This window comes from Microbacterium sp. NPDC058345, assembly GCF_042723855.1.
In the GTDB taxonomy this organism is placed as follows: Bacteria; Actinomycetota; Actinomycetes; order Actinomycetales; family Microbacteriaceae; genus Microbacterium.
Map to the genome: position 1 here is coordinate 382,896 of NZ_JBHXIG010000003.1, position 12,804 is coordinate 395,699.

Here is a 12,804-nt window from a genome sequence, read left to right on the forward strand (position 1 = left end):
GCCTTCGTCCACGGACCGGAAGATAACGAACCCATAACATACTTTCCCGAGAGCGCGAACGGGCCATTCCCCGGAAGCGGCCACGGAATACCCAGGTGGGGGACGGGTCCCGTTCAGATCGAGAGGGCAGACTCGATCCTCGTGCCCGGGAAGCGGCTCCCGATGAGCTGCCCCCGCGAGGGTCCGGGCCGACGACGACCCGAAAGTCGAAACCCCGAATGCCCGATACCCCTCTCACCCGTGCGTCCAGACGTGCCGCCACGGCGGCATCCATCCCGACCCCCTCCCGCCGCCTGGCCGGCATCGCCGCGATCGCCGTCGTGCTCGCCGCGGCCCTGATCGCCGCCGTTTTCCAGGCGCCCGCGGCGATCGCCGCCTGGTCGGCGCCGTCCGACGCGGAGGTCCGCGAGAGCGCCGAAGTCGCGCATGATGCCGGCATCGCTCTCACCAACGCACAGGCGCTGAACAACGTGGTCGCCGCATCCGATCTCGATCTCGAGGCGAAGGAGACCTCCGTCGACTTCGCAGAGCTGAAGGCGGATGCCAAGGCGCTGGCCGACGTCGACGACCGCACCGCCGACGAGCTCGCCGCGCTGACGACCCGCGCCGCGACCGGCATCCGCGAGGTGCGCGCCGGCACCGACTCGCTGCAGAACGCGCTGACCGACGCCCGCGAAGCCGAGGCGGCGCGCATCGCCGCCGAGAAGGCCCGCAAGGCGGCGGAGGAGGCGGCCCGGATCGAGGCCGAGAAGAAGGCCGCAGCAGCCGCGCTGGCCGCGGCGAACACCGTCGAGGGCGCCAAGGCGACCGCGCGCGACATGGCTGCCAGCCGCTACGGCTGGGGCGACGGCGAGTTCTCGTGCCTGTCGTCGCTGTGGCAGAAGGAGTCCAGCTGGAACTATCAGGCGTACAACGCCTCCAGCGGCGCCACCGGCATCCCGCAGGCGCTGCCGGGCAGCAAGATGGCGACGGCCGGCAGCGACTGGCGCACGAACGCCGCCACCCAGATCTCCTGGGGCCTCGACTACATCGCCCGCGCGTACGGCTCGCCGTGCAGCGCCTGGGGCCACTCGCAGGCGGTCAACTGGTACTGATCTCCACGCGCGCACAGGCCCCCGCTCGGCTCCGGCCGGCGGGGGCTGAGCGCCTAGGGCGTGTTGATCAAGAAGTCTGCGCTCGTGGTCGGCGAGTCTCGATGGTGTGACGCGTCAGGAGATCTCAGATGAGGTTTGGGCCGCTCTGGAGCCGTTGATGCCGGTGCCGGTGGGGCGTTCGCGACCGTGGACGGATCATCGTCTCGCGGTCGAGCGAATGGCCTGGAAGTACCGCTCGGGTGCGACCTGGCGGGATGTGCCGGAGCGGTTCGGGAAGTGGAATTCGATCTAAAGGCGCTTCGCCGGAACATCAGCGACACGACGATGATGGCTGCCACGCTCGATCAGATCCGGGTGCCGCGTCCGGTTGGCCGGCCGAGTCAGCGTCCCGATCGTGTGATCGCGGACAAGGGCTACCAGTCGAGGAAGCACCGGGCTTGGCCGCGGGAGCGGAAGATCGCCGCGACGATCCCCGAACGCAATGACCAGATCGGGCACCGCCGAAAGAAGCCGGGCAGACCGATCGAGGTCGGTGACGACCAAAAGGAGCGCTACAAGGACTCAACGTCGTCGAGCGGTGCTCCAACAAGCTTGACTCACGCGGCCTAGCGGACCACCTCGAGCGGTCCCTCCTCGGGCGTCGGCGGCTCGAACCTCTCAAAGTATTCAGCCGCCGTCTGCTCGGTGAGCGGCCAATCGTCCGCCCACCTGCCGTGTCGGTCACCGACCCGGCTCAGGATGGTCTCAAGACTCGTCGCGATGTAGACAGTCTCCGGCACGATGCCCTGAGGTGCGAGCAGTGCGCGGAACTCATCGCGTTGTCGCCGAAACCAGAATCCGAAGTCGAGCACGACATCGTTCCCCGCCGCGACATGGCGCAGCAAGCGCGCCTTCAGGTCTGCTGCCACCTCGGCGACCGCTTCGGCGGAGGGCATCGTGGTGATTCCGCGATCCCAGAACTCCACCTCGAACGACAAACGCGTCCAGCCCTCGCGCTCCAGCCGCTTGGCGCAGGTGGTCTTTCCTGCACCAGCTGGCCCGCACATCATCACGACGCGAGATCCTAGAGTCCTGTTCACTGCCACCGGGCCGAGATTACGCTCCGCCACTGACGTTGAGGCTTGCAACGCTCCGCTCATCGCTGATCTGGATCAGAACGGACTTGATCAACACGCCCTAGCGCCGTCGCTCAGCGCAATTCGCTGATCAGCACCGCGCTCGTGCCGGTCGACAGCGCCTCGAAGACGTGGGGAGCGTCGCCCGGGTAGGAGAGATAGTCGCCCGGATGCATCCGCTCGGGGGCATCCGCCGGTCCGAGCAGTGCCTCGCCGCTCACGAGCACGACATGCTCCGTCGTGCCGCGATGGTGCGGCAGTGACCGGCGCGGTTCGCCGGGTTCCGCCTGGATGAGGTAGATGTCGCGCCGCGCACCGGGAGGGCTGGCGGACAGCAGCGTCGCGACATACGGCGCCGCCGCCGACGGGACACCGGCGTGCGCGTCGGCCCGGATGAGACGCGGCGCCGTCATGTGCTCTTCGACGAGGGTCGCGAACGGGATGCCGAGCGCATCGCCGAGCGCCCAGAGCGTCTCGACGCTGGGGCCGACTCCGCCGCTCTCCAACTGCGAGACCGTGGCCTTCGAGACGCCCGCCCTTCGGGCGAGCTCCGAAACCGAGAGGCCGTTGGCCTCGCGCTCACGGCGCAGCGAGCGGGCGATGCGTTCGCGGAGGTCATCCATGCTGTTCAATATTCCAAACGATCGTTCGACTTGACGGCCGAGGTGGGTCTGTTCAGAATAGTAGTCGTGCGTTCAGAGAATCAAACGGCCGCCGTGCAGGCGGCGGCCAGCGAGGTTTGGCGCGAAGCGCTCGGCGTCGCGATCGCGACCAGCGCCTACGGGATCTCCTTCGGTGCGCTCGCCGTCGCCTCGGGGCTCGACGTGTGGCAGACCTGCGTGCTGAGTCTGCTCATGTTCACGGGCGGATCGCAGTTCGCCTTCGTCGGCGTGTTCGCGGCCGGTGGCGTCGCGGCGCTGCCCTCCGCCGTGGCGTCGGCCGGACTGCTCGGGGTGCGGAACCTCGCGTACGGCATGCGCATGTCGCCGATCATCGGGCGCGGATTTCGCCGGCGGGCCGCCGCCGCGCACTTCACGATCGACGAGTCCACCGCCGTGGCCGTCTCGCAGGACGACCCGCGCCTGGCACGTCTCGGTTTCTGGGTCACCGGTGTCGGCATCTTCCTCGGCTGGAACCTCACCACCCTCACCGGTGCGCTGCTCGGCGACGTCCTCGATCAGATCGGCGGACCGCGCGCGTGGGGATTGGATGCGGCGGCCGCAGCCGCCTTCCTCGCTCTGCTCTGGCCGCGGTTGAAGAAGCGCCAGGCGATCGTCGTCGGCGTCGCGGCCGCGGTGGTCGCGGCGACTCTCACGCCGGTTCTGATGCCGGGACTGCCGGTGCTCGTTGCGGCGGTGGTCGCGATCGTCGTCGGGTGGTTCAACTGGTTCGACGGGCCAGAGCGGCCGACGAGGAGCTCATCATGACCGTCTGGAACGCCGTGCTGCTCGCGGCCTGCGTCTGCGTGGCGCTGAAGGCGTTCGGTTACCTGGTTCCCGCGTCGGTCATGGAGGCCCCTCGGCCCGCGCGCATCTCCGATCTGCTCACCGTCGCGCTGCTCGCCGCGCTCGTCGCCGTACAGACCTTGGGCGCGGGCCAGGCGATCGTCGTCGACGCGCGCGTGCCGGCCGTGCTGGTCGCCGGATGCCTGCTGTGGATGCGACAGTCGTTCCTCGTCGTCGTGATCGGTGCGGCCGTCGTCGCGGCGCTGCTGCGGCTCGCCGGCTGGGCGACGTGACATCCGGACGCTCGGCACGGTCGACTGCCGTGCGCAACGGGTCCTGCGACCCCGCCCAGCGGGGATAGGCTGAGCCGGTGCGAAGCGTGATCTCCCGAGGCCTGTCCTGGCTCGCCGCCGCCGTCGTCGGCGCGGTGTACGGGGTGGCCGCGACCATCGCCCACAGTTTCGTATGGGGGCCGATCCCGCTCGGGCTGATCGTCGGCGCGGTCGCCTGTGGAGCGCTGCTGTTCGCGCTGCGCGCCCTGACCGGAGACCGCTGGGCGGCGCTGGCCGCAGGCCTCGGCATGCTCGTGCTCATCCTGGTGATCTCGCAGCGCGGCCCTGGCGGCTCGATCGTCGTCCCCGACACACCGCTCGGCAACATCTGGATGTACGTCGCCGCCGGCATCACCTTGTTCGTCGTCGCCTGGCCCGACATGTCGAAGCTGCGCCCGCCGGCGGCATCCGATCCGCGCCGCCGCGGTGCGTGAGGGGCCGTAGACTGAAGGCGTGACGTACGTGATCGCTCTTCCCTGCGTCGATGTGAAGGATCGTGCCTGCATCGACGAGTGCCCCGTCGACTGCATCTACGAGGGCGAACGGTCGCTGTACATCCACCCCGACGAGTGCGTGGACTGCGGTGCCTGCGAGCCGGTGTGCCCCGTCGAGGCGATCTACTACGAAGACGACCTCCCCGAGGAATGGGCCGACTACTACAAGGCCAACGTCGAGTTCTTCGACGAGGTCGGCTCGCCCGGCGGCGCCGCCAAGGTCGGCGTGATCCATCACGATCACCCGATCATCGCCGCGCTTCCCCCGCAGGGGAATGAGTGAGCGTCCTCGACCTCGCCGACTATCCGTGGGACGCCGTCGCGCCGTACCGCACGCGTGCGGCGGAGCATCCGGACGGTCTCGTCGACCTCTCCATCGGCTCGCCCGTCGACCCGACCCCCGAGATCATCCGCCGGGCCCTCGCGGAGGCGACCGACGCGCACGGATACCCGCAGACCGTCGGCACCCCGCGGCTGCGTGAGGCGATCGTCGCCTGGTACGCGCGGCGACGCGGCGTCGACGACCTGACCGTCGCGAACGTGCTTCCGACGATCGGCTCCAAGGAGCTCGTGGCGCTGCTGCCGACCCTGCTGGGTCTTCGCGAGGGTGACATCGTCGTGCACCCAACCGTGGCGTACCCCACCTACGCGGTGGGTGCGATCGTCGCGGGCGCGACGCCGGTCGCCGCAGACGATCCCGCCGACTGGCCCGAGGGCGCGAAGCTGATTTGGATCAACAGCCCCGGAAACCCCGACGGCCGCACCTGGACGGTCGAGGAGCTGGCGGCGGCGGTGCGCCGTGCCCGCGAACTGGGAGCCGTGCTCGCCGGTGACGAGTGCTACGCGGAACTCGGCTGGGAAGGGCCGTGGGCGAGCGAGCCAATCCCGTCGGTGCTCGACCCGCGGGTCACCGGCGGCTCTCGATCCGGTCTGCTCAGCGTGTACTCGCTCAGCAAGCAGTCCAATCTCGCCGGCTATCGTGCGGCCCTCGTGGCCGGATGCGCGCGGATCGTGGGCGATCTGCTGACCGCGCGCAAGCACCTGGGCCTGATGCCGCCCGCGCCGGTGCAGCATGCCATGGCCGTGGCCCTCGGCGATGACGAGCACGTCGCCGTGCAGAAGAGTCTCTATCGCGCCAGGCGCGATCTTCTCAAGCCCGCGCTCGAGACAGCCGGGTTCCGCATCGACGGCTCCGAGGCCGGCCTGTACCTGTGGGCGACCGAGGGCCGTGACGCCTGGGAGTCGATGGATCGCCTCGCCGGGCTCGGCATCCTCGCCGGCCCTGGGCACTTCTACGGCGACCACTCGACCGACCACGTGCGCCTTTCGCTCACGGCGCCGCTGGAGCGGGTCGAGCAGGCTGCGGCGCGGCTGACGGCCCTCGCCTGAGTTTGTAGGAGTCGTCTTCTCGTTTCCGTCATGTCTTGGCGGATGTCACAGTAGGCCTATGACCCGGCTAGGCTGTACGAGCGATGCGGTCGGCATCCGAGCCGGCGCACGGCGCCGCCCATCGTCCACGACGCACACACCCAACAGGAGGTTCGCGTGAGCGCAGATCAGCCCGAGAAGGCGACACTCTCGATCGGCGGGACGACCGCAGAATTCCCCGTGCTGAGCGCCACCAGCGGGAACCCGAGCATCGACTTCTCCACGCTGACCCGCCAGACCGGCTACACCGGCCTCGACTACGGCTTCGTGAACACGGCATCCACCAAGTCCGACATCACGTTCATCGACGGCGACAAGGGCATCCTGCGCTACCGCGGCTATCCGATCGAGCAGGTCGCGAAGAACTGCAGCTACCTCGAGGTCGCCTGGCTGCTCATCTACGGCGAGCTGCCCACCGCCGACGAGCTCGCCGACTTCGACGAGCGCATCCGTCGGCACACCTTGCTGCACGAGGATCTCAAGCGATTCTTCTCGGCACTGCCGCACACCGCGCACCCCATGTCGGTGCTGTCGTCGGCCGTCGCGGCGCTCTCGACCTACTACGAGGGTCAGACCGATCCGCACAACCCCGAGCACGTCGAGCTGAACATGGTGCGCATGCTCGCGAAGCTTCCGGTGATCGCCGCGTACGCGCACAAGAAGAGCGTCGGACAGGCGTTCCTGTACCCCGACAACTCGCTGAGCTTCGTCGACAACTTCCTCAAGCTCAATTTCGGCGTGCTCAGCGAGCCGTACGAGGTCAACCCGGTGATGTCGAAGGCGCTCGAGCTGCTGCTGATCCTGCATGAGGACCACGAGCAGAACGCCTCCACCTCGACCGTGCGACTGGTCGGCTCCACGGGGGCGAACCAGTTCGCGTCGATCTCGGCCGGCATCCAGGCGCTGTCCGGACCGCTGCACGGCGGGGCGAACGAGGCCGTGCTCACCATGCTCGGGCAGATCCGCGAGTCGGGTCAGAGCGTGCAGCGCTTCGTCGAGCGCGTGAAGAACAAGGAAGAGGGCGTCAAGCTCATGGGCTTCGGCCACCGGGTCTACAAGAACTACGACCCGCGTGCCAAGCTCGTCAAGGAGGCGGCCGACGAGGTGCTCGCCGAACTCGGCGTGACCGATCCGCTTCTCGACCTGGCGAAGGAACTCGAGGAGATCGCGCTCGCCGACGACTACTTCAAGGAGCGCCGCCTCTACCCGAACGTCGACTTCTACACCGGCGTGATCTACAAGGCGATGGGCTTCCCGACCCGCATGTTCACCGTGCTGTTCGCGATCGGTCGCCTGCCCGGCTGGCTGGCGCAGTGGCGCGAGCTGCAGCTCGACCCGCAGACGAAGATCGGGCGCCCGCAGCAGCTCTACACCGGATCGCCGGAGCGGGCCTTCCCCGTTCGCTGAGCCGCATCCTGACACGAACGCCCCGTCACACACGTGACGGGGCGTTCTGCGTCGATCGTCGGCATCCCTGACGGATGCCGCGCGGCATCCGTCAGGACGTGCACGGATGCCGGACGGCATCCGTCGGCGGTGGACGGTGCCCGGAGCGGGTCAGCGACCCTGCGGGCGGGTGGCGCGGCGGGAGCCCGCAGGGCGACCCTTGCCGGACGCGTGGGTGCTGTTGTGAGCGCTGGCCGGCGCGCCGTGACCCTGCGCGCCGTTGCTCTGCGTGCCGTGACCGTGTGCGCCGTGGGCCTGCGCCGCCCGGCGCGGCTGCGACTGCGCCCCGTGCTGGCGCGCCTGATCCTGCTGGCCCTGCACGCCGGCGCCGCGACCACGCCCGCGCGAGTGGCGAGAGCCGGACGAACTCGAGGATGCCGCGGGGCGCGACTGACCGGAACGGCTCTGCCCGCCTCGATTGGCCTTCGGCTGGGTCTGCGGCTGCGGAGTCACAGGTGACGGCTTCACCTTGGCCGCACGATCGCCGACCAGCGCGTCGATTGCGGCGTCGGTGGCCGGCTCAGGGGAGACCGCGATCGCGGCTTTGCGCAGCAGATCCTGCACGTCGCGACGCTGCTCCGGCAGCATCAACGTGACCACGGTGCCGGCAGCGCCGGCGCGCGCGGTGCGACCGGAGCGGTGCAGGTAGGCCTTGTGCTCGACGGGCGGGTCGACGTGCACCACGAGCTCGACGTCGTCGACGTGCACGCCGCGGGCGGCGACGTCGGTGGCGACGAGCACGCGCACGCCGCCCTTGGCCGGGTCGGCGCCGAAGGCGGCGAGGTTGCGCTCGCGGGCGTTCTGACCGAGGTTGCCGTGCAGATCGACCGAGGGGATGCCGGCGGAGGTGAGCTGCTTGGCGAGCTTCTTCGCCTGGTGCTTGGTGCGGGTGAACAGGATGCGGCGTCCGAGACCCGACGCGAGATCCTGCACGAGCTGCTTCTTCGCGTCGGCGTCGGCGGCGACGAGCACGCGGTGCGTCATCTCGCCGGTGGGCACGCTGGCCTCATCGACCTCATGGCTGACGGCGTCGTGCAGGAAGCGCTTCGCCAAGGCGTCGATGCCGCGATCGAGGGTGGCGCTGAACAGCAGGCGCTGTCCGCGCGCGGGAGTCGCGGCGAGGATGCGGGTGACCCCAGGCAGGAAGCCGAGGTCGGCCATGTGGTCGGCCTCGTCGAGCACGGCGATCTCGACCGCATCCAGCGACACGATGCGCTGCTTCATGAGGTCTTCGAGGCGACCGGGGCAGGCGACGACGATGTCGACGCCGGAACGCAGCGCCTGCTCCTGCGGGCGCTGGCTCACGCCGCCGAACACCGTCGTGACGCGCAGCCCCACGGCGGCGGCCAGCGGTGCGATGGTCGCGGCGATCTGAGTGGCGAGCTCGCGGGTCGGTGCGAGCACCAGCCCCCGTGGGTGACCCGCTCGGGTCTTGGACGACGATGCCGACAGACGCGCCACGAGCGGCAGGGCGAACGCGATGGTCTTGCCACTGCCGGTGCGGCCACGACCGAGCAGGTCACGGCCGGCAAGGGAGTCGGGGAGGGTGTCGCGCTGGATGGCGAACGCCTCGGTCTTGCCGTCGGCGGCCAGAACGGACGCGAAGGCGGCGGGCACGCCGAGGTCGAGGAAGGAAGGCATAGAGAAAGCTCCGGGAGGAAGGCGCAGCGGGGGATGCTGCGGAAAGTGGGCGACGGCGCGGGATCGCGCATCGTTTCGCCGCTCGAGAGGATCGCAGCCGGGGACCGGCGCGGAACATGTATCGACGACGCAGACGTCTCGCGGTTGCGAGGGGCGCCGGGTTCAGCCTAGCAGTCGCATCCGTGCTCTGCCTGGATGCGGGGCACTTCGCCCGCACCCGCCCGATTGTCACACTTTTCTGCGAGTGTCACGTCGATATGTGTGACAGTCGCTGAAAAGTGTCCCGGTTGTGGCCGACCGGCGGTGAGGTGTCCGGTCGTGGGCCGACCGGAGGTCGGGTGTCCGGGGTGTCGGCCGACCGGCGGTGGGGTGTCCGGCGTGTGGGCCGACCGGCGGTGGGTGTCCCGGTTGTGGCCGACCGGCGGTGGGGTGTCCGGGCGGGGGCTTGCAGGGGATCAGGCGTGCAGCGCCTCGTTCAGCGTCACCCCGTGGCCGGAGCGCTGCACGACCTCGACGACGCCGGTGAGCGAGTTGCGCCGGAACAGCAGTCCGCTGCGCCCCGACAGCTCTGCGGCCTTCACCGTGGGGCGCCCGCCCTCGGGTGCCGGAGCGGCATCCGCCACCGTCACCTTGGTGCCCGCCGTGACATACAGGCCGGCCTCGACGATGCAGTCGTCGCCCAGCGAGATGCCGATGCCGGCGTTGGCGCCGAGCAGCGTCCGCGCGCCGATCGAGACCCGGTGCGCCCCGCCGCCCGAGAGGGTGCCCATGATGGATGCTCCGCCGCCGATGTCGCTGCCGTCACCGACCACGACACCCTGCGAGATGCGGCCCTCGACCATCGAGGCGCCGAGGGTTCCGGCGTTGAAGTTCACGAAGCCCTCGTGCATGACCGTCGTGCCGGGGGAGAGGTGCGCGCCGAGGCGCACCCGCGACGCATCGGCGATGCGCACGCCCTCGGGCTGCACGTAGTCGGTGAGTCGGGGGAACTTGTCGAGGCTCTGCACCTGGATGCCGTGCCGCTGCAGCAGCGGACGCAGGCGTGCGGCGTCCGCGGGGCGCATCGGCCCGGCGCTCGTCCACGCCACGTTCGGCAGATGGGCGAAGATGCCGTCCAGGCTCAGTTCGTTCGGGCGCACGAGCAGGTGCGAGAGCGCGTGCAGACGCAGATACGCGTCCGGCGTCGATGCGACGGCGGCATCCAGGTCGACGCTGAGCTGCACGAGCTGCACGGTCACATCTCGCCGGTCGTCGCGATCGGCGTAGGCGCCCCATGTCGCGATCGCGGCCTCGGTGTCATCGGGCTCCTGCGCGCCGAAGCCCAGCTCCGGGAACCAAGCGTCCAGCACTGTGCCGTCCGATGCGATCGTGCTCAGGCCGATGCCCCATACCGTGCGCTCACTGCTCATGTCACAACGGTAGCGCGCCGCGTCATCCGGTCGCTCATCGTATGACGCCCCGGATTAGGCTGGTGGCCATGGTGCTCGATCTCACAGCGTCCTCCGCTGCCCTCACCCGTGCGATCTGCGACCTTCCCAGCGTGTCCGGCGACGAGAAGCAGCTCGCCGACGAGATCGAGAACGCGGTCTCCGCCTGCGCTCACCTCGAGGTGATCCGGCACGGCAACACGGTCGTCGCCCGCACCGATCTCGGGCGTGCACAGCGTGTGGTGATTGCGGGGCACATCGACACCGTGCCGATCAACGACAACGTCCCGACCCGTGACATCGACATCGACGGCACTCCGTTCCTCTGGGGGCGGGGCACCGTCGACATGAAGGCGGGCGTCGCGGTGCAGCTGAAGCTCGCCGCCGAGCTCGCCGATCCCGTGGTCGACATCACCTGGATGTGGTACGACAACGAGGAGGTCGAGGCGTCGCGCAACGGACTGAAGCTCCTCGCCGAGACCAGGCCGGATCTGTTCGACGCCGACTTCGCGATCCTCGGCGAGCCGAGTGACGGGCGCGTCGAGGGCGGGTGCAACGGCACCCTGCGGGCCGTGGTGCGCACGCGTGGCGTGCGGGCGCACAGCGCCCGATCGTGGGTGGGCGAGAACGCCATCCACCGGGTCGCTCCCATCCTCAGCAGGCTCGCCGAGTACCGGGCCCGTGAGATCGTCGTCGAGGGCCTGGCGTACCGCGAGGGCCTGAACGCGGTCGCCATCCGCGGCGGCGTCGCGGGCAACGTGATCCCTGACCTGTGCGAGGTCGACGTCAACTATCGTTTCGCGCCCAGCAAGAGCGTCGAGGATGCCGAGGCGCACGTGCGTGCTGCTTTCGAGGGTTTCGAGGTGGAGATCGTCGACGTCGCACCCGGCGCGCGCCCCGGGCTCGACGCTCCCATCGCGCAGCAGTTCCTCGCCGCGGTCGGGGGCGAGGCGCATGCGAAGTACGGCTGGACGGATGTGGCGCGGTTCTCGGCCCTCGGCGTTCCGGCCGTCAACTACGGCCCCGGTGACCCGCACCTCGCGCACCACGACGAAGAGCGCGTGCCGCTCGCGCAGATCGACGACGTGGAACGCGGGCTGCGCGCGTGGCTGACCGCCTCCTGACCCCCGCCCTGCGCCGGTGGCTGCGGACGCCGGTGGCGGGGCGGATCGCGATCGTCTATCTCGTCTCCCGGCTGATCACCACGGCCTTCCTGGCGCTGGCCGCGTCGCAGTCGTCGCCGCTCTCGCGGTTCGGCGCCGACGCGACGGTGCGCGACTACGTGCTCGGCTGGGATGCACAGTGGTACTGGTGGGTCTCCGAGAACGGCTATCCGGTCGAGCTGCCGCGCACCGACTCGGGCGACGTCGCCGAGAACGCCTGGGCGTTCATGCCGGTGTACGCCTTCCTGGCCAGGGCGGTCGGCTTCGGCGACTGGGGCACCGGCGCGCTGCTTGTCTCACTGGTCGCGGGACTGCTGGCCTGCTTCGCGCTGCACCGTCTGCTGCGCGACCGCATCGGCGCGTCGGCGGCGATGTGGGCGGTCGCGTTCTTCTCGTCCGGGCCGTTGGCGGCGCTGTTCCAGGTCGGCTACGCCGAGGCGCTGTTCATGCTGCTGCTGCTGGTGAGCCTCGATCTGGCCTCGCGTTACCGGTACGCAGCGCTGTACCTGCTCATCCCGGTGATGGGCTTCACCCGTCCGGGCGTGCTCGCCTTCTCGTTGTTCCTCGCCCTGCACGGCATCGCGCGCTGGGTGCGGCGGCACGACGATCCGCTCCCGGCGGCGCATGTGGTGCACATCGTGGCGCTCGGGCTGCTTTCGGCCATCGTGGGCTTCTCGTGGCAGCTGATCGCGGCGGTCGTGACCGCAGACCCGTCCGCGTATCTGCGCACCGAGCTCGCCTGGCGGCGCAACTGGATCCAGGATGCGTCCCCGGTGTTCGTCCCGTTCGACGGCTTCGTGCTCGGGGCGCAGTTCTGGTTCCGGCATTGGGGGATGCCCGGCAGGGTGGGCGTGGTCGCGCTGGCACTTCTCGTCGTCGGCGCCGCCTGGCTGCTGCTGCGCTCCGCGCCCGTGCGTCGGCTGGGCGCCGACCTGCGGCTGTGGAGCGCGAGCTACCTGCTGTACCTGCTGGCGGTGTTCTTCCCGCAGTCGAGCACGCTGCGCCTGCTGATCCCGCTGTCACCGCTGTGGGGTGCCGCCGTTCCCCGGTCGCGGGGGTGGCGGTGGGCGATGCTGAGCGCGTGCCTGCTCGCGCAATGGCTCTGGATCCACTCGGTCTACGGGCTCAGCCAGACGTTCTGGCAGGTGCCGTGACATCGTGGCGTCCGGTGCTGTCGGGGGTACCGATAAACTTGTGGCATACCACCGAGGAAAGGGAG

General features: G+C 69.8%; 15 protein-coding genes. 11 read left to right on the forward strand and 4 right to left on the reverse strand.

Annotated elements, in window-relative coordinates:
• Nucleotides 1-218 precede the first annotated feature (218 nt).
• The 3 genes from ACFWH5_RS13500 (at nucleotide 219) to ACFWH5_RS13510 (ending at nucleotide 1,703) form a co-directional block, all read left to right on the forward strand.
• Entirely contained in the window at nucleotides 219-1,094 is an 876-nt protein-coding gene (locus ACFWH5_RS13500) for a phospholipase (protein WP_378835360.1), read from the forward strand.
• Between the two features lie 157 nt (nucleotides 1,095-1,251).
• The gene (locus ACFWH5_RS13505; protein WP_378835362.1) at nucleotides 1,252-1,386 is read left to right on the forward strand and encodes a transposase; all 135 of its coding nucleotides are present in this window, start codon (nucleotides 1,252-1,254) and stop codon (nucleotides 1,384-1,386) included.
• Nucleotides 1,371-1,703 carry a transposase gene (locus ACFWH5_RS13510; protein ID WP_378835364.1) on the forward strand — a complete coding sequence of 111 codons (333 nt, stop codon included), beginning with the start codon at nucleotides 1,371-1,373 and terminating at the stop codon, nucleotides 1,701-1,703. The genes ACFWH5_RS13505 and ACFWH5_RS13510 overlap by 16 nt, the downstream gene beginning before the upstream one ends.
• On the opposite strand, the gene ACFWH5_RS13515 is transcribed toward ACFWH5_RS13510, so the two are convergent.
• A complete protein-coding gene (locus tag ACFWH5_RS13515) occupies nucleotides 1,700-2,179 on the reverse strand; it encodes an AAA family ATPase (protein WP_378835366.1) in 480 nt (159 codons plus the stop codon). The two genes, ACFWH5_RS13510 and ACFWH5_RS13515, sit on opposite strands and share 4 nt — an antisense overlap.
• A 104-nt stretch (nucleotides 2,180-2,283) precedes the next feature.
• The gene (locus tag ACFWH5_RS13520; protein WP_378835368.1) at nucleotides 2,284-2,832 is read right to left on the reverse strand and encodes a helix-turn-helix domain-containing protein; all 549 of its coding nucleotides are present in this window, start codon (nucleotides 2,830-2,832) and stop codon (nucleotides 2,284-2,286) included.
• Nucleotides 2,833-2,898: 66 nt separating this feature from the next.
• On the opposite strand from ACFWH5_RS13520, the gene ACFWH5_RS13525 reads away from it, so the two are divergent.
• The 6 genes from ACFWH5_RS13525 (at nucleotide 2,899) to ACFWH5_RS13550 (ending at nucleotide 7,315) form a co-directional block, all read left to right on the forward strand.
• Nucleotides 2,899-3,636 carry an AzlC family ABC transporter permease gene (locus tag ACFWH5_RS13525; protein ID WP_378835370.1) on the forward strand — a complete coding sequence of 246 codons (738 nt, stop codon included), beginning with the start codon at nucleotides 2,899-2,901 and terminating at the stop codon, nucleotides 3,634-3,636.
• Entirely contained in the window at nucleotides 3,633-3,947 is a 315-nt protein-coding gene (locus ACFWH5_RS13530; RefSeq protein ID WP_378835373.1) for an AzlD domain-containing protein, read from the forward strand. The genes ACFWH5_RS13525 and ACFWH5_RS13530 overlap by 4 nt, the downstream gene beginning before the upstream one ends.
• Nucleotides 3,948-4,024: 77 nt before the next feature.
• On the forward strand, nucleotides 4,025-4,420 hold the full coding sequence (locus ACFWH5_RS13535; RefSeq protein ID WP_378835375.1) for a histidinol dehydrogenase: 396 nt from the start codon (nucleotides 4,025-4,027) through the stop codon (nucleotides 4,418-4,420).
• Nucleotides 4,421-4,439: 19 nt separating this feature from the next.
• A complete protein-coding gene (gene fdxA, locus ACFWH5_RS13540; protein ID WP_378835378.1) occupies nucleotides 4,440-4,763 on the forward strand; it encodes a ferredoxin in 324 nt (107 codons plus the stop codon).
• Nucleotides 4,760-5,869, forward strand: coding sequence for a succinyldiaminopimelate transaminase (gene dapC / locus ACFWH5_RS13545; protein WP_378835381.1), 1,110 nt, complete (start codon nucleotides 4,760-4,762; stop codon nucleotides 5,867-5,869). Before fdxA ends, dapC begins: the two co-directional genes overlap by 4 nt.
• A 156-nt stretch (nucleotides 5,870-6,025) precedes the next feature.
• Complete coding sequence (locus ACFWH5_RS13550) at nucleotides 6,026-7,315, forward strand: citrate synthase (protein ID WP_378835384.1); 1,290 nt, start codon at nucleotides 6,026-6,028, stop codon at nucleotides 7,313-7,315.
• A 150-nt stretch (nucleotides 7,316-7,465) separates the two neighbouring features.
• Here the strand turns inward: ACFWH5_RS13550 and ACFWH5_RS13555 are convergent, their stop codons facing one another.
• Nucleotides 7,466-8,995: a DEAD/DEAH box helicase gene (locus ACFWH5_RS13555; RefSeq protein WP_378835386.1), complete on the reverse strand. Its 1,530-nt coding sequence runs from the start codon at nucleotides 8,993-8,995 to the stop codon at nucleotides 7,466-7,468.
• A 455-nt stretch (nucleotides 8,996-9,450) separates the two neighbouring features.
• A complete protein-coding gene (dapD, locus tag ACFWH5_RS13560; RefSeq protein ID WP_378835389.1) occupies nucleotides 9,451-10,404 on the reverse strand; it encodes a 2,3,4,5-tetrahydropyridine-2,6-dicarboxylate N-succinyltransferase in 954 nt (317 codons plus the stop codon).
• 68 nt (nucleotides 10,405-10,472) lie between these two features.
• Between dapD and dapE the strand changes: the two genes are divergently transcribed.
• Together dapE and ACFWH5_RS13570 are read left to right on the forward strand one after the other, a co-directional pair.
• Nucleotides 10,473-11,546 (forward strand): succinyl-diaminopimelate desuccinylase, encoded by a 1,074-nt coding sequence (gene dapE / locus ACFWH5_RS13565; protein ID WP_378835392.1) that lies wholly within the window; start codon nucleotides 10,473-10,475, stop codon nucleotides 11,544-11,546.
• Nucleotides 11,528-12,739: a hypothetical protein gene (locus tag ACFWH5_RS13570; protein WP_378835394.1), complete on the forward strand. Its 1,212-nt coding sequence runs from the start codon at nucleotides 11,528-11,530 to the stop codon at nucleotides 12,737-12,739. The genes dapE and ACFWH5_RS13570 overlap by 19 nt, the downstream gene beginning before the upstream one ends.
• The last annotated feature ends 65 nt before the right edge of the window (nucleotides 12,740-12,804 follow it).